Consider the following 17,234-nt stretch of genomic DNA (forward strand, 5'->3'; position numbering starts at 1 on the left):
GGCTTGTGCGAACTACAACAGGAGATCCCTGGCCCGCGCAGACTTTTGCACCGTCCCTACGCCAGTATGAACTGGATCAGGTTCAACGGGTCACTGCGCTTGCCGATGGCCAGCAGTATCTCAGCCCCTTGTCGGGACCCCCCTGGTGAATATCTCTAAGAGACCCGCCCGCAACGCCGTTGTCAAGCGGGTCAATACGTCAGTTCAGGCGCGCAGCGGCTTCAGGGCCTCTGCCCACTTGGCAAGTTCCGCCAGCATTGTCGCCGCGCTGCCCGTCATCGATTCGGTGGGCTGGAAGACGCCTTCATCATCGATGAACTGCTGATACGAATGCACTGCAACGCCATCGGGAATCGGCATCATGCGCAAGCCCGCAACCAGCCCTTTTACCGACTCGACCGAGCGCAAGCCGCCGGATACGCCGCCATAGCTGACAAATCCGGCCGGTTTGTAATTCCACTCCTTGGACAGGTAAATCAAAGCGTTGATGAGCGATGGGGGAGCAAAATAATCATATTCCGGGGTAACGAAAACGGTTGCGTCTGCCGCATCGACGAGGTTGCTCCAACGCTTGGTATGAGCCTTTTCATACTTCTGCATGCGGGGATGATGCGGTTCATCAAGGAGAGGCAGATTGATCTCGGCAAGGTCGATCAGCGTGGTTTCAAACCGGGCATCCTGGCCGGCAAATTCATGAAACCACTTTGCGACTGCCGGGCCGCCACGACCGGGGCGTGTGCTGGCAATGATAATATTGAGCTTGAGTGCCATATGCTTGTCTCCATGATGCATGACTGAATGCCTGCATGAATAGGCAGGCCGTTGGGCCGCGCAAGGAGGCACTTTCTGGAAACCGCCCAAGCGATGATCCCGGCCGACCATACAGGGCCAGGAAAAACGAAACCCGCCCCGGCAAGGCCGTGCGGGTTTTCTCGCTGTAAAAATGACCGGACGGGCCGGTCACCGACTATCGGTTGAAATCGCCACCGGCATTGCCATTCGGACGCGGCGGGCGTTCCTTCTTCTTCGGCCCCGGCAGGAGACCTTCGCGCTGTGCCTGCTTGCGCGCTGCCTTGCGGGCGCGGCTGACGGCTTCAGCTTTTTCACGGACACGGCGCTCGGACGGCTTTTCGAATGCCTGGCGCGCCTTCATTTCGCGGAAGAGACCCTCCCGCTGCATCTTTTTCTTCAGGACCCGGAGGGCCTGTTCAACATTGTTGTCTCGAACGAGTACTTGCAATCGTTTTCCTTACCCATGCTTGCCTCGTCTTGCGCAATAGCAATTGGCTACAATCAGACAAGCGTTTGAAGAATTGCCCCTGTGGCAATCCGGAGAAGCGCGGACTTTATGCATTTCCGCACCAAAAATCCAGCCTGCCCGAGCAATTTACTCGGGCTTTGCTGCAAAGAAACCGCCTTTTAAGGCAGGATAGTCGCAGCCGCTTCAATAATGGCGAGCATTGAAGCGCGCCAAACCGAATCAGAGAGCGGCGGTGATGATGATCTCGACCTTGTATTCGGGCGTTGCGAGCTTGGCTTCGCCGGTTGCGCGCGCGGGCGTATTGGCCGGATCGACCCAGCTATCCCACACGGCGTTCATCTCGCTGAAGTCCTTCATGTCGTCGAGCCAGATAATTGCCTGGAGCAGCTTCGACTTGTCGGTGCCGGCTTCCTTGAGCAGGCGATCGACGGCCGCAAGCACATCCTTGGTCTGCTCGGTAACACTCTTGCCCGGGCCACCCACCTGCCCGGCGAGATATACCGTGTTGCCATGGATAACGGCCTGGCTCATGCGTGGACCAACTTCAATACGACGGATGCTCATGGGAAGTCTCCTCTAGCGTTTGCCGGCAGGTGGAGCCTGCCTCGCGTGCATGAAAAAAGGGCCATGCGGCCCTTTTTTCGAAAGAATGGTGGGCACAGTAGGGATCGAACCTACGACCCGCTGATTAAGAGTCAGCTGCTCTACCAACTGAGCTATGTGCCCGTCAGCCGCTGTGACGACCGAAAGTGAGGGCTCTATAACGGGGCATTTCCTGCCTGTCCAGCCCTTCTTGAAAACTTTATGACGGCCGCGCACACGAATAGCGCAATGCAGCATATCAAGCAAAAAGACGGCCTTCCGCGATCTTGACCGCCGAACCGCCAATACGCGCGCTAAGGAGCTTCTCCTCGGCAATATCCAGCTCCAGTTGCAGCCGCGATGGCCTGCCCATCTCGTAGCCCTGTTCGATCGAGAGCCGCAGCACTCCGTCGAGCGGCCTGTCGAAGGCGTGGATGGCGCCGGCAAAGGCCGCCGTCGCCGAGCCTGTCGCAGGATCCTCGTAGGTGCCGTCGTCGGTGACGAACATGCGCGAATGGAAATGGTTGTCGTGCAGGATAGTTTCGCGGCAATAGCAGTAGACCGGCAACTGGCGATGTCCGATGGTCGGTGCAACATCCTTCATCGCCGTCTGGTTGATACGGATGCGGCCAGCCGATTCGAGACCGTGGACCGGGACCATCATGAATGGCACGCCCGCGTCCCAGATGCTCGGCACATGGTTTTCGAAGCCGATCTCCCGCGGTTCGAGCCGCAGCGCGTTGGCAATTGCGATCCTGTCGTAATTGTAGGGTATCTGCACGGGAAGCTTCGGCAGGTCGAACTCCGCAAAGGCACCCCTTGCGGTAAGGCGGACGCCGCAGCGCACCGGGCCAACCTGCTCCTCAAGAATGATCAGTGCGTCCTGATCCTCCTCGACGGCGCCAAAGCGTCGTTGCGCCAGCGAAATCGCCGTGCCCACGGTCGGATGACCGGCAAACGGCATCTCATAGTCCGGTGTGAAGATACGCGCCCAGGCCGTATGTGCCGGATTTTTTGCCGCAAGCACGAACACCGTTTCGGAAAGGTTGAACTCCCGCGCAATCTTCTGCATTGCCTCACTGTCGAGCCCATCGGTATCGTGGACGATAGCCAAGGGATTTCCCGCCAGTACCTTGTCAGTAAAGACGTCGTAGACTTCGTAGCTCCGACCAGCCATTTGCGTTCTCCCCGCGTGAATGCGCAGAAATTAGTGGATGGTCCCGCCCATTCAAGCCAAAGCTTGTGACGGTTACATTCTGGGCGGGTCCGAGGCCTGAAAGCTTACGCTCTTGCGGCGCAAGCTCAAGACCGGTCGAAGTGCCAGTCTGCAAAGGCGCGGAATGTCGGCGGCGTCGCCTCGCGCATTGCACCGGCGCCGGAAATCGCAACGATATCATCGAGTTCCGGATCGGTTTCCGCGGCAATGTGCGCGCGGATGCGATCGAGAATGGTCGCGGCGGTCAGATCGAAATAGTGGCGGCGGAACAGTGCGATGCTGCGGTTCACGGTTACGAGATAAATGGCATCGTCCCTGCTTGCCGCCCGCGAAAGATCAATGCCGGTTTCCTCTTCGACTTCACGCATCATATTGCCGTCAATATCGATATGGTCGCCGGCGACATCGTCCTCGTCGAAGGATCCGGCTGGAAAATAGATGCGGCCCGCTGCCGACGTCGAAGGCGCCATACGGCCAGCGATCAACCTGTTGTCGCTGGAAACGATGACACCCACGCCAAAAATGTGCCAGGGCTTTTCGACAGACGCATTGCCCTTCCAGTGCATCATCGTTGCAAAGCGCGTGCGGTGATATCGCGCGCGAAAATCGCCACCCGCAACCGATGCCTCTTCCGCCATGAAGAACGGACCATTGAACAAGGCAGGGTTGTCGGCGGTCGCGCGCGACCAGTTTGCCGCAATATCCGCGCTGTTCTGCAATTCATAGGCCAAGGGTGCGCCGTCGATGCGCACGGTCGCGCTCTTCAGCGGAATGACCGCACCTTCCGGAATATCCAGCATTGTTCAAACCATATCGAGAGTGACTGCCACCGGGCAATGATCACTGGCCTTGGGCCGGTCCCAGCCAGTGCGTGGAAAGCGATCGACCTCCTGGCCGGGCGGAAAGATTGTCCGGTGCGGCTGGCCGTTGCGGATGATGTCGGGGAGAACCTTGCCGTTGGAACGGGCAAGCTCCGGCGAGGCCAGAATATAGTCAAGCTGGCAAAGATGCCGTTCCTGCGGGCCGCGCGTATGATAAAGCGTCCAGCGGTCCATGATCGGCCGCCTCTCCACCAGGTTTTCGCAGAATCCGCCTTCGAGCAGGACATCGACGCAGCTGACCGGGTCGTTGACCGGGGCAAACGTATAGCCGCTCATGGAATCGCCGCCGATCAGGACGCGCTCGCGATAATCGTTGAAATCGCCGCAGATCACCCAGTGCTTGTCCCCCGGGCCGCCGCTTGTCGCAAACTTCTCGCTGATGATGCGCCGCACGGCCTTCGCCTCGGCGAGGCGGACAGGCATGGTCGAGGTTCGCCCATCGAGACCATTGCGCGGCGAGCCCATCGACTTGAAATGGCAGACGAAGAGGCTGAGCGGCTTGCCGGCTATGCGTACGTCGATTTCCAGACAGTCGCGCTTGAAAATGCGCTCATTGGCGGTAATCCCAACAAGGCCAAGCTGCGGATCGTAAAGCCCGAAATCGTCATAGGTCACATGCGCGTGGCTGGTCATGGACACGAATTCGATCGGTTCGCCATAGCGCGTCTGGTCGCGCAGGAGCACGGCGACATCGATGCCGCGGCTGTCATTGCCTTCGACCATGTATTTGTGGCGGTAGCCCTCGCCCACCATCTTGAACAGGTAGCCGAACTCGAAAGCATTCAGCGCGCCGATATTGTCGACTTCCTGCAGGCACAATATGTCGGCATGGGTTTCGGCAATCGCCAGCGCCGTCAATTGGCGCGTATCGTCCGCATGCGCAATGGCGCGGGCCTGTTCGAGCTGCCTGAACTGCGCCTCGTCCTGAATCTGAAAGAGCTGGAGCGAACGATCCATGTTGAGATTGTTGCGGAACCCGGAAAAATCGAACCGGCTCATCAGGTTCTCGACATTGAAGGTAGCGATGCGGACGGGCATGCAGAGGGGTCCAGGTTGAAACCATTCGGTACAAAGCAACGTTGCTTTTCAGGAACCTAATCGGGTTCGGCGATGACCACCAGTGGCTATCGTGGCCCTCCGCTCCTATATTGTGTGCGAATGGAAAGACCGGACAAATGAAAAACCTCCCAATTGCCCTCGCCATCTGCCTCGCCGCGACGACCTCGATGAGCGTCGCATCGGCACAGGAAGTGCAGACCTATCGCCCGGCGCCGCGTGGCCTCGACGTCATCCCGCGCCAGCCGATCATCCTCAAGAATGGTTCGCCTGCGAATATTGCCTCGCCTGATTGTACGGGTTCGTCGCGCTGCTACGATTTTCGCGTTCGCCGTCCGGTCGGGCCGTCCGGACCGAGCCAGGTCGAACGCTGCCGCGCGCGCTACCAGTCGTACCGCCCTTCCGACAACACGTTCCAGCCGTATAATGCACCACGGCGGCAATGTGATTTGTAGTTGCAGAGGGTGAGACCCTCTTATTATACTTTAGTTCTACGACGATATTGTTATGATCATTCCGTTGCATTTGTTTTACCTATACTTAATAAGTAGAGTCACTCTTTGAAGGCACGCATTTATACGAATGAAATTATTACATACCCATTTACGAACTCAACAACAAGAACCGGGAACTTGTCTTATGTCATTTCGGGCGAACATGCGGCTACTTACGTGGCCGCGCTCTGACGCTCGGCTTGAGCTATGTCGGGCAGTTCGCGAATGCGGCGAGCGACAATGCCGTCAAGGCCGATTTGACCGTCAGGTTCTGAACCACACATGAAGCAAGACAAGAAAGGCCGGCGGATCGCTCCACCGGCCTTTCTGCTTCAGACGATAATGTCTTAGTTCTTGGCCTTGTCGACCAGCTTGTTCTTGCCGATCCACGGCATCATGCCGCGCAGCTTTTCGCCGACTTCTTCGATCTGGTGGGCGTCGTTCATGCGGCGGATGCCCTTGAAGCGCGACGCGCCGGCCTTGTATTCCTGCATCCAGTCGGACGTGAACTTGCCGGTCTGGATATCCTTCAGAACACGCTTCATCTCGGCCTTGGTCTCGGCGGTGATGATGCGCGGACCCGAGACATATTCGCCCCATTCGGCCGTATTCGAGATCGAATAGTTCATGTTGGCAATGCCGCCTTCATAGATGAGGTCGACGATGAGCTTCACTTCGTGCAGGCACTCGAAATAGGCCATTTCCGGCGCATAGCCAGCCTCGACCAGCGTTTCAAAACCGGCGCGGATCAGTTCGACCAGACCGCCGCACAGAACGACCTGCTCGCCGAAGAGGTCGGTTTCACACTCTTCGCGGAAATTGGTCTCGATGACACCCGAACGCCCGCCCCCAACGCCGCAAGCATAGGAAAGCGCGAGATCATGCGCATTGCCGGAAGCATCCTGATGGATGGCGATGAGGCAGGGAACGCCGCCGCCCTTCTGGTATTCGCCGCGTACCGTGTGGCCCGGGCCCTTCGGGGCGATCATGACGACGTCGACGCTCTTCTTCGGCTCGATAAGGCCGAAATGCACGTTGAGGCCGTGCGCGAAGGCGATCGCAGCGCCGTCGCGGATGTTGTCGGCGATATGTTCCTTATAGATGTCGGCCTGGAGCTCGTCCGGCGTTGCCATCATCATCAGATCGGCCCATTTTGCAGCCTCGGCCACGCTGACGACCTGGAAGCCGTCGGCCTCGGCCTTCTTGGCGGTGGCGGAGCCAGGGCGAAGCGCAATGCGCACGTCCTTGGCGCCGGAGTCCTTGAGGTTCAGCGCATGGGCGCGGCCCTGCGAACCATAGCCAATAATGGCAACCTTCTTCGACTTGATGAGGTTGACGTCCGCATCGCGGTCATAATATACGCGCATCGATCTATTCCTTCCCTTGGTTAGGATTGGTGGCCGTTCCCGGCCTGGTTGGTGTTAATTCCGTAAAGAGCCAGAAACTGCTGTGTCGCTCGCCTTGCGTCACGGTCGATCGCCGTCTCGTTCAATCCGAGCCGGTCGCCAAGCAGCAACCGGATTTGCACGTCCCGGACGACAAGTCCGAAGAAAGTGCGAAACGCCTCGTCCGTTTCCTGAAATTGCAAAAGGCCGGTCTCCCGCCCGAGCTGCAGCAAGGGCTTCAAGCGCCGCGCCATGGCGAACGGGCCGTTTTCGAGGACGATCGCGCCAAGATCGTGCTTGTCGCTGCCGGCATGGCCAACGGCGACCCGGTTGAGCGCGACCGAAATATTGCCCGACAACACACGCAGCCAATCGGCAGCGAAGCCTTCGAGCCCCGCGGTCAGCGAGGCAAGGTTGAAAGCCTCTGGATCGACCGGTACGCCCCTCACCTTCAGGGCCTGCCATTGCACCGTTGCGGTCAAGAGACCGTCGCGGTCGCCGAACCACTTGTAGAGGCTTTCCTTCGAGCAGCTGGCACGGCGCGCAACGCTTGTCATCGTCAGCGTGTCGCCGGCCTCAACGAGAAGCGCGAGCGCCGCATCGAGCACGTCCTTCTGACGCTCGGTCAAGCCGCTTTCGCTGACATCGACTGTGGGGTGCACGCGTTAACTCCCTGCCGTACCGTACCGTACGTTACGGCGGGGTTTCTAATACGATGCAGGGTATTTGGCAAGCGCGATGGCGCAAATATTTTTAGATATGGAATGAACCGGCGTGGCGTGGCGGCCAGGGGCTTGACCCTGGCGGGATGCCGCCTCGAGCATGTCCTAACTAAACAGGAATGCTCTAAATATTCACCTGGGTACCGATTTCGACGACACGTCCCGTCGGGATCTGGAAATATTCCGTCGCGTCGCTTGCGGTGCGAGCAAGCGCAATAAACAGCCGATCCTGCCAGCGCGGCATTTCGGACCGCGCCGAAGCTTTCAGCGAACGCCGCGACAGGAAGAATGACGTCGTCATGATGTCAAACTTCCAGCCCTGCTTGCGGCAGATGGCGAGGGTGCGGGGAATATTGGGACGCTCCATGTAGCCGAAGGTCAGCGTCACCCGCATGAACAGGTCGTTGATCGGCTCGATCCGCACGCGCTCGCTCTTCTTTACCAGCGGCGTCGGCGCGGTGATGACGGTGAGGATGACATTGTTCTGATGCAAGACCTTGTAGTGCTTGAGGCTGTGCATCAGTGCCGTCGGCGTGCTCTTTGGATCGCCGGTGAGGAAGACGGCCGTACCGGGAACCAGCGTTGGCGGGTTCTCGGCCATCTTGCGCGAGATCAGATCAAGCGGCACTTCGCCCTTGCGGGTCTTTTCGAAGAGCTGGCGGCTGCCGCGCACCCAGGTGAACATGACGAGGATGATCAGGAAGGCGACGACCAGCGAAGCCCAGCCACCATCGACGACCTTGATCAGATTGGCGCTGACAAAGGTCAGATCGATGATGAGGAAGGAAAGCGTCAGGCAGATTGCGACCCACAGACGCCACTTCCAGATGCGGAGCATGACGATGAACAGCAGGGTCGTCGTGACCAGCATGTTGCCGGTGACCGCAATGCCATAGGCCGATGCAAGATTGGACGAGCGCTCGAAGCCCAGAACCAGCAGAATGACGACGAGGCCGAGGAGTACATTGACCCGTGGCAGGTAGACCTGGCCGGACTGTTTCTCCGAGGTGTGCTCGATATTCAGACGCGGCAGAAGATTGAGTTGCACGGCCTGGCGCGACAGCGAATAGGCTCCCGAGATGACCGCCTGGCTGGCGATGACCGTCGCCATCGTGGCGAGAATGACCATGGGCAGAAGCGCCCAGTTCGGAAACATTTCGAAGAACGGATTCTTGGCCGCATCGCCATGCGCGAGAATGAAGGCGCCCTGACCGAAATAGTTCAAGAGCAAGCACGGAAAAACGACCCACATCCACGCCGTGGCTATGGGTTTGCGACCGAAATGCCCGAGGTCGGCGTAAAGCGCCTCCGCACCGGTGACGGCCAGAAATACCGTACCGATGGTCGGGAAGGCGGTAGCCGGATTGTCGATGATATATTCGAAGGCATAGACCGGATTGGCAGCGGCAAAGACGCTGAGGTCATCGGCGAGATGCCAAAGACCGAAGAAGCCGAGGGCAAGGAACCAGAGCAAGGTAATCGGACCGAAAACGGTTGCGACACGCGCCGTGCCGAAGCGCTGGATGGAAAACAGCGTCAGCAGAATGACCAGCGTAATCGGGACGATGAACGGCTCCAACGTGGGCGTGACGATCTCGAGGCCTTCTACCGCCGAAAGCACGGAAATCGCCGGCGTGATCACCGCATCGCCGTAAAACAGCGACGCGCCAATAATCCCGAGGGCCAGAATAAGTTGCGGGCGAGTCTTGAAGCTCGCCCGTGCCAAGGCCATCAAGGAAAGAATGCCGCCTTCCCCATCATTGTCGGCGCGCAGCACGAAAAGCACGTATTTTATGGTGACAATGACCGTGAGGGCCCAGAAGATCATCGAGACGACGCCGAGCACGTCAGTCCGGCTCAGGCTTCCATCAAGGGAAGCAGCATGAAGCGCCTCGCGGAAAGCATAGATCGGGCTCGTGCCGATATCACCATAGACGACGCCGAGTGCCCCAAGCACAAGTACCGGAAACGTCTCTTTGTGGTGATGCATATCCGGGTCATGGGTGACGGGATCTTTGTAGTAGTTCTCGTCAGCCAATTGCTGGTCACTCATGCAATTTTTTCCTCGCTCTGACAGCGTGGGCGGACGAGTTAGCCGTGTTGCATCGCAATATCAATCGCCATTTCTTCATAGCTCTAGACTCACGGTATGCAAAAACGCATGGCAAATCAAATCGCGCACCCTTATCAAGGGGCTAAGCTCGTAGCGCATCGAGGAATCTTTCCACAGAGCGCGACATTCCGTGGGTCAAAGCGTCGGCGGTCAGGCCATGACCTATTGAAACTTCAACCAGATTTGGCACTTTCTTGACCAGAGGCGGCAGGTTGGCGACGGTCAGGTCGTGTCCGGCATTGACCGCTATTCCCGCCTTCGCAGCTGCCGCAGCGGTAACTTCCAGCTTCGAAAGCTCTTCCGCCGCACGGCGCGGATCGTCGAAGGCACCGCCATAGGGACCGGTATAGAGTTCGACGCGGTCAGCCCCGAGTGCCTGCGCGCCGGCCGGCGCTTCCGGATCGGCATCGATGAACAGGGAGACGCGCGCGCCGCGCTCTTTCAGCCCGGCGATGATCGGGCGCAGATAATCTGCCTTCGCGACGACATCCCAACCGTGATCTGACGTCGATTGCGATGGATCGTCGGGAACAAGGGTCACTTGTTCCGGCTCGTTCCTGGCGACGAGTTCGAGAAACTCCGCCGTCGGATAGCCTTCTATGTTGAACTCGGCGTCGGGGAATTCATCATCGATGAGCGCACGAATTTCGGGCAGATCCGAGAAACGTATATGGCGCTCGTCCGGTCGCGGGTGAACCGTCAGCCCGGACGCTCCGGCCGCCAGCGCTATGCGCCCGAGGCCGGTCACGCTCGGCCACGGCAGGTCGCGGCGGTTGCGTAGCATCGCAATAGCGTTGAGGTTGACGGAAAGTGTTGCAGTCATCGTCGAATTTCCACGCAGGAACGTCTCACACAGTTCTATCTGAGAAATACGACATAAGACATTGGTAATTCGTTCAAGGGCGGATCGAAATTTGAACGATCCATGTCACGGACGCATGGTCGGCCCTACCGGACAACCGTCAACCGCTCGGCAGCGCGGGTGATGGCCGTATAGAGCCAGCGCTCGCGGGTATCGCGGAATGCAAAGCTTTCGTCGAAGAGCACGACATCGTCCCATTGCGAACCCTGCGCCTTGTGGGTCGTCAGCGCATAGCCATAGTCGAAGTCGTCGAAGCGCTTTTTCGTCTGCCATGGAATTTCGGCGTCGGGATCATCGAACTGGGCCTTCAGGAGCTTGATCTTGGCAACGCCCCTGCCCGGTTCCTCATCTTCAGGCGAAACGAGAAGATTGATGCCCGGCTTCACGGTCTCGCGCGACGAGGTCATAACCTTCCACAGCGAGCCATTGAGCAATCCCTTGGCCGGGTCGTTGCGCAGGCAAACCAGCTTGTCGCCAGCCTGCGGAAAGGCGGCGGAAAAGCCCTTGAGTTCGCGCAGGCGCTGGTTGTAGCGGCGGCGTGTGCGGTTCGTTCCGACCAGCACCTGGTCGGCGCCAAGCACGAGGTCCTGGGTCACGTCGGTCTTGGAGATGACCTTGGCTGCGCCATAGTCGCCATAGCCGAATTCGCGACCTTCGCGCACGTCGAGTGCGAGCCGGATGATGGGATTATCCCGCGCCTGCCGGTGAATCTCGCTCAAGAGAAAATCCGGCTCGTGCTCGGTGAAGAAACCGCCGCCGGAAATCGGCGGCAACTGCCCGGGATCGCCGAGAACAAGAATAGGCGTGCCGAAACTCAGCAGATCCTTGCCAAGCTGTTCATCAACCATCGAGCATTCGTCGACGACGATGAGCTTGGCCTTGGCAACGGGGCTTTGCCGGTTCAGCGAAAAAGTCGGCGCGATACTGGTCTTGCCCGTCGTCTGGTCTTCGACGGCCTCTTCGCCGCGCGGCCGGTAAATCAGCGAATGCAACGTCCGTGCATTGGCCGCGCCCTTCGAGCGCAACACTTGCGCCGCTTTACCGGTAAAGGCCGCAAACTGGACGTCGCCATCGATATGTTCGGCGAAGTAACGGGCGAGCGTTGTCTTGCCGGTGCCGGCATAGCCGAACAAGCGAAAGATCGGCCGTCGCCCTTCCTTCAGCCATGTCGAAACCGCTCGTAGCGCTTCGTCCTGTTGCGGAGATAATTGCATGGGTCTGACTGACAGGATTCGCCGCCAAAGGGCAAGGAAAATGCCGCGCTATCGGCTTATACTATAGATTATCGGGATTTCCCGCGCGGATCTGCCCCTCGCCGACCCGACCGAATTTCTGGTCGGTCATGCGAAACCGGTCGCCCTTCACCTGCAGGCGCCAGCAGATCTTGTCCGCTTCACCTTCATAGGTAACGCACAGATTATCCTTCTCCAGCGTCCACTCGCCGGCATAGGACATGCCGTTGCTGACGACCTGCTCCGGCTTGCAGCATTCGATCATCTTGCCGCGCGACTTTCCGTCGGAGGCAAGGAATTCACTGAAATTGAACGGCGGCTCGGCCTTCACTTCGCCTGTCAGCGTCGCCCCGGTGATAAGCTTGCGCAATTCGTCTTCGCTGGAGGTTGGCCAATCGGCTTCCTGCGCCATGGCGGCTCCGCCAAGAACAAGCATTGCGCACGCAAGAAGGAGAAACGCCTTCCGGCGCACGTTGAGGGAAATCATCATTTCAGGATCGATCCGGGTCGTTTTCAAGTCTGATAGGCTCGCCGTGCGGCGTCGCGCGGGCGGCGCGTTGCCAGGATGCGGCAAGCGCTTCTACTTCGCTTCTTGCCGCAACATTCTTGGTGACGACAAGGGCTTCAAGCGCCTCAAGCCAGCAATGATAGTAATCGCTGGCATCCTCCAGCGCGCCAGGGCGCTTCAATTCAGCCGAGAGCGCATGGGCCCATTCATCCCACGTAAACAGGCCCCTGTCGTGCAAGGCAACGACCATGGCAAATGCCTCGGCCTGCCAGGGCTCGGCAAAGACAGGACTGCCATCATGCGACGGAAGACCCTTGGAGTGCGTGATCAGGTCACGCAGGCTCAAGATAGCTCTCCCAGGCATCTATGCTGACTGTCAGCGTCGGGTCGGCCCCGTCGCCCCAGATCTCCGCAGCCGGAAAGGTCACCGTATAAACGAATTGCGGATTCTCGCCCTCGCCGTGGGCGTTGGTGTCCGGAAAGACGAAGCCCTCCCGCACAGCCTCGACGATTCCTGCCTTGCCGCGGGCGTAGCGCGGCAGCCGCGTATGCGTCTGCGGATTGAAATTATGTGTTCGCACCCTGTCGCCCGCGGAAAAGCGCGGCTGCGCAGTCATCGGCCGGTCGCAGGGTCCACCCTTCGCCAGGGCCGCAGCGACGTTTTCTGCCTTGAGGACGCGTTTCGGCTCCGTGCCCCTGCCTGTGGCATGACCCTTGCCAAGTTCCTCGGCGGACACGAAACCATGGCGCTGCAGCAATCGCTCGAGCGCCTTTATCCAGATTTCATAGTAGGTGCATGAATAATAATCGGCAGGGTGCAGGCTTTCGCGCGTGTGCCGGCTTTCATCGATGTTCCAATGCCCCATTGCCCCGGCGGCTATGGTCAGGCCGAGTGCGCGCTTTTCCCATTCCGCATGAAACAGCGGCTCGTCCTTTTCCGGCGCAACCGGGCCGAATCCCATTTGCCCGCCGAGATCCTGCGGGCCGTTCATGCCGCCTCCGGAGTCAGCGCCAGTCCGGTGCCGATCATCGAATCGCGTGTGACGAGTTCCGCGAGCTGTTCCTCGCTGAAACCCTCGGTACCTGCCGGACGCAAAGGCACAACGAGGTAGCGCAGTTCCGCAGTCGAATCCCAGACCCGGATCTTCGTCGTCTCGGGGAGAATGACATCGAACTCCGCAAGCACGCCGCGCGGATCGATCACTGCCCGCGAGCGATAGGGCGGCGCCTTGTACCATACTGGCGGCAAGCCGAGCACCGACCACGGATAACAGGAGCACAAGGTGCAGACCACAAGGTTATGCGTATCGGAGGTGTTGAACACCGCTTGCATATGTTCGCCCTGGCGCCCGGCATAGCCGAGCGAGACAATTGCTTCGGTGGCGTCGCGTTGCAGCCAACCGGCAAATTCCGCGTCGGACCAAGCCTTCGCGACCACCCTTGCGCCGTTGCGCGGTCCGACTTTCGTCTCGTAAGTATCGACGATCGCATCGATGGCCTTCGGATCGACGAGACCCTTCTCCGTCAGGATCGTCTCGAGCGCCCGCACGCGCGCGGCCATGGGATCGAGTTCGTTGTCGTGGTGATGCTCGGGGTGATCGTGTGCCATGGAAAAATCTTAAGACCTTTTCCTGCCCCGGTGCAAGCTCACTTCAGCATTGGCCAGAGGCTCGCAATGAGGAGAAGCGCCATCGTGATGTTGAACCATTTAAGCCGGACGGGATCGGCAAGCCATCCCCGCATCATCTGGCCAAACGCTGCCCAGCTCGACACCGAAGGGACGTTGACGATGGCAAAGGCGATACCGACGATGAGAACCGTCAGCAGATAGGCATCCGACGAGGTGTAGGTTGCCATGGCGGTAACGGCCATGACCCAGGCTTTAGGGTTGATCCATTGGAACGCAGCGGCTTCGAGAAACGTCATCGGCCGTGCATTGCCATCGACCGTGCCGAGCGAGCGCGATGTCGCGATCTTGTAGGCAAGGTAGACGAGGTAGGCCCCGCCGGCGAACTTGAGGGCAGTGTATACCAGCGGAAAATTGTGAATGAGCGCACCGAGGCCCAACCCCACCGCGATAAGCAGGGTGAAGAACCCGCTGCCGATCCCGAACATATGCGGAATCGTCCGCCTGAAACCGAAATTCACACCCGATGTCAGCAGCATCAGATTGTTCGGACCGGGGGTTATGGAGGTGACAAAGGCAAAGACGAGCAGCGTCAGGAAAATTTCGAGCGTCATGATCTAACCATGTATAAATGGAGTATAAATGAATGGCTCAAACTATATGGTCGCTCGATATCAGGCTCAACGCCAATCTTGTCAGGGATACAATTGCGCATCCCTGACATTTGACGCCATTCCATTGGAGATTACATGCCTTGTGCGCCGCGATTCATCGCAGCCACGCCCGTGCGGCATATTTCGACGAGGCCGATCGGCTTCATGATGGCGATGAACTGGTCAAGCTTCGAGCCTTTGCCGGTTATCTCAAAAATGAAGTGCTCGACAGTCGCGTCCACGACCTTGGCGTGAAATGCCTCCGCGAGGCGCAGCGCTTCATTGCGGTTGTCGCCGAAACCGGCAACCTTGACCAGGGCGAGCTCGCGCTGGATCGGCTTTTCATTGCCAAGCTCGCCTGCACGTACCGACAGGTCGACGACACGATGCACCGGCACGATGCGCTCGAGCTGGTGGCGAATCTGGTCGAGGACATGCGGCGTGCCGCGCGTCACGATGGTAATGCGCGACAGGTGCTGCTCGTGCTCCGTCTCCGAAACCGTAAGGCTTTCAATGTTGTAGCCGCGTCCGGAAAAGAGGCCGATCACGCGGGCAAGGACGCCCGGCTCATTGTCGACGAGTACCGACAGGACCGTCGTTACCGGTAGTTCGGTCTCCTTGGCGATGAAGTAGGCCGAGCCGGAGGCAAGGTTTTGCGCGTTCATGATATTTCTTTCTCTGGTTCGGTTAAACGAGCTGCCTGCCCTTGGCATCGATGGCATTGGCGACCGCTTCGTCCGTTGCTTCATCGGGCAGCAGCATTTCATTGTGCGCCTTGCCCGACGGGATCATTGGGAAGCAGTTGGCAAGATTTGCGACGCGGCAATCGAAGAGAACCGGCTTCTTGACGTCGAGCATTTCCTGGATCGCATCATCGAGGTCGCCCGGCTTCTCGCAGCGTATTCCGTGCCCGCCATAGGCCTCCGCCAGCTTGACGAAATCAGGCAAGGCTTCCGTGTAGGAATGCGACAAGCGGTTGCCGTGCAGCAGTTGCTGCCATTGGCGCACCATGCCCATGTACTGGTTGTTGAGGATGAAGATCTTGATCGGCGCATTGTACTGCACCGCCGCGCTCATCTCCTGCATCGTCATCTGCACCGAAGCGTCGCCGGCAATATCGATGACCAGCGAATTCGGATGCGCGATCTGCACGCCCAGCGCCGCCGGCAGGCCATAACCCATCGTCCCAAGCCCGCCGGACGTCATCCAGCGGTTGGGTTTTTCGAAGCCGTAAAACTGCGCCGCCCACATCTGGTGCTGGCCGACCTCGGTCGTGATGTAGGTGTCGTGATCCTTCGTCAGCGCGTAGAGACGCTCCAGCGCGTGTTGCGGCATGATCACGTCCTTGTTGCGCGTATAGGACAGGGATTTGCGTGCGCGCCATTTGTCGATCTGTGACCACCATTCGCCGATCGCCTTCTTGTCCGGCTGGACCGACGAGGCGCGCATCAGGCGCACCATGTCTTCAAGAACGTTGGCGACATCGCCGATGATCGGAATATCGACGCGAACGGACTTGTTGATCGAAGACGGATCGATATCGATATGAATCTTCTTCGAGTTCGGCGAAAAGGCGTTGAGCCTGCCGGTGATGCGGTCGTCGAAACGCGCGCCGATGTTCAGCATGACATCGCAATCGTGCATGACCATGTTGGCTTCGTAGGTGCCATGCATGCCGAGCATGCCGAGCCAATTCTTGCCCGATGCCGGATAGGCGCCGAGGCCCATCAGCGTCGATGTGATCGGGAAATTGCTGATCTCCACGAGTTCGCGCAAAAGCCTGCTGGCTTCATCGCCGGAGTTGACGACGCCGCCGCCCGAATAGATGACCGGACGCTTCGCGGAGGCGAGCAGCGCCACCGCGTGCTTGATCGCCTCGATATCGCCCTGGACCTTGGGATTGTAGCTGGTGCGCGGTGCGGTTTCCGGCGGCGTATACATGCCGGTCGCGAACTGGACGTCCTTCGGAATGTCGACGAGAACCGGACCGGGCCGCCCGGTCTTGGCGACGTGGAAGGCTTCGTGCAGTACGCGCGCCAGATCGTTGACGTCCTTGACCAGCCAATTGTGCTTGGTGCAGGGGCGCGTGATGCCGACCGTATCGCATTCCTGGAATGCATCGGAGCCGATCAGGCTGGTTGGGACCTGGCCGCTGATGCAGACAAGCGGGATCGAGTCCATCAGCGCATCCTGCAGCGGAGTCACCGCATTCGTCGCGCCCGGCCCCGAGGTCACCAGCATGACGCCGACCGTGCCCGTCGAGCGGGCGTAACCTTCGGCCGCATGGCCCGCGCCCTGCTCATGGCGCACGAGGATGTGATTGATCTTGTCCTGCTGGAAGAGCTCGTCATAGATCGGAAGGACAGCACCGCCTGGATAACCGAAAATATCCTTGACGCCCTGGTCGATAAGCGCCTGGACGACCATTTCGGCGCCGGTCATTTCGCGTCGTTGCGATGCGTGGCTGTCACTATCCTGTTTTTCTGCGGTCATCGGTCTCTTCCCGTTCGATCCTGTGGCTCTCGGCCCTTCAGAAGATGATTTCGTTTAACTGAGATGCTGGTAATAAAAAAGGCCCCCGAAGGAGCCTGTGTTTCGCGCATGGGAGCTTTCGCCGGGTGCTTACAACACCCTGCCCATGC

18 protein-coding genes, 1 tRNA gene, 1 pseudogene and 1 riboswitch are annotated in these 17,234 nt (G+C 59.1%); of the genes and pseudogenes, 1 reads left to right on the top strand and 19 read right to left on the bottom strand.

Annotated elements, in window-relative coordinates; translation table 11 throughout:
• Window positions 1-35 precede the first annotated feature (35 nt).
• Window positions 36-154: riboswitch (TPP riboswitch) on the bottom strand.
• A 50-nt stretch (window positions 155-204) separates the two neighbouring features.
• From AC1DNI_RS08910 to AC1DNI_RS08940, 7 genes are all read right to left on the bottom strand, one after another.
• Window positions 205-771, bottom strand: coding sequence for an NADPH-dependent FMN reductase (locus tag AC1DNI_RS08910; protein ID WP_477691630.1), 567 nt, complete (start codon window positions 769-771; stop codon window positions 205-207).
• A 196-nt stretch (window positions 772-967) separates the two neighbouring features.
• Window positions 968-1,240, bottom strand: a complete 273-nt coding sequence (gene rpsU / locus AC1DNI_RS08915; RefSeq protein ID WP_091945143.1) for a 30S ribosomal protein S21 — start codon at window positions 1,238-1,240, stop codon at window positions 968-970.
• Window positions 1,241-1,480: 240 nt separating this feature from the next.
• Window positions 1,481-1,825, bottom strand: coding sequence for a RidA family protein (locus AC1DNI_RS08920; RefSeq protein WP_153668751.1), 345 nt, complete (start codon window positions 1,823-1,825; stop codon window positions 1,481-1,483).
• Between the two features lie 86 nt (window positions 1,826-1,911).
• Window positions 1,912-1,987, bottom strand: a tRNA-Lys gene (locus AC1DNI_RS08925).
• A 115-nt stretch (window positions 1,988-2,102) separates the two neighbouring features.
• Complete coding sequence (locus AC1DNI_RS08930) at window positions 2,103-3,020, bottom strand: PhzF family phenazine biosynthesis protein (RefSeq protein ID WP_477691631.1); 918 nt, start codon at window positions 3,018-3,020, stop codon at window positions 2,103-2,105.
• Window positions 3,021-3,145: 125 nt separating this feature from the next.
• Window positions 3,146-3,859: an NUDIX hydrolase gene (locus AC1DNI_RS08935; RefSeq protein ID WP_477691632.1), complete on the bottom strand. Its 714-nt coding sequence runs from the start codon at window positions 3,857-3,859 to the stop codon at window positions 3,146-3,148.
• A 3-nt stretch (window positions 3,860-3,862) separates the two neighbouring features.
• Window positions 3,863-4,978, bottom strand: coding sequence for an endonuclease/exonuclease/phosphatase family protein (locus tag AC1DNI_RS08940; RefSeq protein ID WP_477691633.1), 1,116 nt, complete (start codon window positions 4,976-4,978; stop codon window positions 3,863-3,865).
• 350 nt (window positions 4,979-5,328) lie between these two features.
• Here AC1DNI_RS08940 and AC1DNI_RS08945 point away from each other — a divergent pair.
• Window positions 5,329-5,451, top strand: a pseudogene (locus AC1DNI_RS08945) (BA14K family protein); the annotation flags it as partial.
• 386 nt (window positions 5,452-5,837) lie between these two features.
• Here the strand turns inward: AC1DNI_RS08945 and ilvC are convergent.
• From ilvC to AC1DNI_RS09005, 12 genes are all read right to left on the bottom strand, one after another.
• A complete protein-coding gene (ilvC, locus tag AC1DNI_RS08950) occupies window positions 5,838-6,857 on the bottom strand; it encodes a ketol-acid reductoisomerase (RefSeq protein WP_477691634.1) in 1,020 nt (339 codons plus the stop codon).
• Between the two features lie 20 nt (window positions 6,858-6,877).
• Window positions 6,878-7,537, bottom strand: a complete 660-nt coding sequence (locus tag AC1DNI_RS08955; RefSeq protein ID WP_370462185.1) for a TetR/AcrR family transcriptional regulator — start codon at window positions 7,535-7,537, stop codon at window positions 6,878-6,880.
• Between the two features lie 184 nt (window positions 7,538-7,721).
• Window positions 7,722-9,587, bottom strand: a complete 1,866-nt coding sequence (locus AC1DNI_RS08960) for a potassium transporter Kup (RefSeq protein ID WP_228019398.1) — start codon at window positions 9,585-9,587, stop codon at window positions 7,722-7,724.
• A 205-nt stretch (window positions 9,588-9,792) separates the two neighbouring features.
• Window positions 9,793-10,533, bottom strand: a complete 741-nt coding sequence (locus AC1DNI_RS08965; RefSeq protein ID WP_477691635.1) for a pyridoxine 5'-phosphate synthase — start codon at window positions 10,531-10,533, stop codon at window positions 9,793-9,795.
• 125 nt (window positions 10,534-10,658) lie between these two features.
• A complete protein-coding gene (locus AC1DNI_RS08970; RefSeq protein WP_027231844.1) occupies window positions 10,659-11,786 on the bottom strand; it encodes an ATP-dependent DNA helicase in 1,128 nt (375 codons plus the stop codon).
• Between the two features lie 61 nt (window positions 11,787-11,847).
• Window positions 11,848-12,294, bottom strand: coding sequence for a hypothetical protein (locus AC1DNI_RS08975; RefSeq protein WP_477691636.1), 447 nt, complete (start codon window positions 12,292-12,294; stop codon window positions 11,848-11,850).
• Window position 12,295: 1 nt separating this feature from the next.
• On the bottom strand, window positions 12,296-12,658 hold the full coding sequence (locus AC1DNI_RS08980; protein WP_477691637.1) for a nitrile hydratase accessory protein: 363 nt from the start codon (window positions 12,656-12,658) through the stop codon (window positions 12,296-12,298).
• A complete protein-coding gene (gene nthB / locus AC1DNI_RS08985) occupies window positions 12,645-13,304 on the bottom strand; it encodes a nitrile hydratase subunit beta (RefSeq protein ID WP_477691638.1) in 660 nt (219 codons plus the stop codon). The genes AC1DNI_RS08980 and nthB overlap by 14 nt, the downstream gene beginning before the upstream one ends.
• Window positions 13,301-13,921 (bottom strand): nitrile hydratase subunit alpha, encoded by a 621-nt coding sequence (gene nthA, locus AC1DNI_RS08990; protein ID WP_477691639.1) that lies wholly within the window; start codon window positions 13,919-13,921, stop codon window positions 13,301-13,303. Before nthA ends, nthB begins: the two co-directional genes overlap by 4 nt.
• 38 nt (window positions 13,922-13,959) lie before the next feature.
• On the bottom strand, window positions 13,960-14,553 hold the full coding sequence (locus AC1DNI_RS08995) for a LysE family translocator (RefSeq protein WP_153668728.1): 594 nt from the start codon (window positions 14,551-14,553) through the stop codon (window positions 13,960-13,962).
• A gap of 131 nt (window positions 14,554-14,684) precedes the next feature.
• Complete coding sequence (ilvN, locus tag AC1DNI_RS09000; RefSeq protein ID WP_027231850.1) at window positions 14,685-15,257, bottom strand: acetolactate synthase small subunit; 573 nt, start codon at window positions 15,255-15,257, stop codon at window positions 14,685-14,687.
• 22 nt (window positions 15,258-15,279) lie between these two features.
• Window positions 15,280-17,085 carry an acetolactate synthase 3 large subunit gene (locus tag AC1DNI_RS09005; RefSeq protein ID WP_091945109.1) on the bottom strand — a complete coding sequence of 602 codons (1,806 nt, stop codon included), beginning with the start codon at window positions 17,083-17,085 and terminating at the stop codon, window positions 15,280-15,282.
• Window positions 17,086-17,234 lie beyond the last annotated feature (149 nt).

Source organism: Phyllobacterium sp. 01N428 (assembly GCF_056399405.1).

Coding starts and splice junctions, on each gene's coding strand:
- AC1DNI_RS08910 (WP_477691630.1), bottom strand. CDS start 771: ATGGCACTCAAGCTCAATATTATCATTGCCAGCACACGCCCCGGTCGT.
- AC1DNI_RS08920 (WP_153668751.1), bottom strand. CDS start 1,825: ATGAGCATCCGTCGTATTGAAGTTGGTCCACGCATGAGCCAGGCCGTT.
- AC1DNI_RS08930 (WP_477691631.1), bottom strand. CDS start 3,020: ATGGCTGGTCGGAGCTACGAAGTCTACGACGTCTTTACTGACAAGGTA.
- AC1DNI_RS08935 (WP_477691632.1), bottom strand. CDS start 3,859: ATGCTGGATATTCCGGAAGGTGCGGTCATTCCGCTGAAGAGCGCGACC.
- AC1DNI_RS08940 (WP_477691633.1), bottom strand. CDS start 4,978: ATGCCCGTCCGCATCGCTACCTTCAATGTCGAGAACCTGATGAGCCGG.
- ilvC (WP_477691634.1), bottom strand. CDS start 6,857: ATGCGCGTATATTATGACCGCGATGCGGACGTCAACCTCATCAAGTCG.
- AC1DNI_RS08960 (WP_228019398.1), bottom strand. CDS start 9,587: ATGCATCACCACAAAGAGACGTTTCCGGTACTTGTGCTTGGGGCACTC.
- AC1DNI_RS08965 (WP_477691635.1), bottom strand. CDS start 10,533: ATGACTGCAACACTTTCCGTCAACCTCAACGCTATTGCGATGCTACGC.
- AC1DNI_RS08970 (WP_027231844.1), bottom strand. CDS start 11,786: ATGCAATTATCTCCGCAACAGGACGAAGCGCTACGAGCGGTTTCGACA.
- AC1DNI_RS08975 (WP_477691636.1), bottom strand. CDS start 12,294: ATGATGATTTCCCTCAACGTGCGCCGGAAGGCGTTTCTCCTTCTTGCG.
- nthB (WP_477691638.1), bottom strand. CDS start 13,304: ATGAACGGCCCGCAGGATCTCGGCGGGCAAATGGGATTCGGCCCGGTT.
- nthA (WP_477691639.1), bottom strand. CDS start 13,921: ATGGCACACGATCACCCCGAGCATCACCACGACAACGAACTCGATCCC.
- AC1DNI_RS08995 (WP_153668728.1), bottom strand. CDS start 14,553: ATGACGCTCGAAATTTTCCTGACGCTGCTCGTCTTTGCCTTTGTCACC.
- ilvN (WP_027231850.1), bottom strand. CDS start 15,257: ATGAACGCGCAAAACCTTGCCTCCGGCTCGGCCTACTTCATCGCCAAG.
- AC1DNI_RS09005 (WP_091945109.1), bottom strand. CDS start 17,085: ATGACCGCAGAAAAACAGGATAGTGACAGCCACGCATCGCAACGACGC.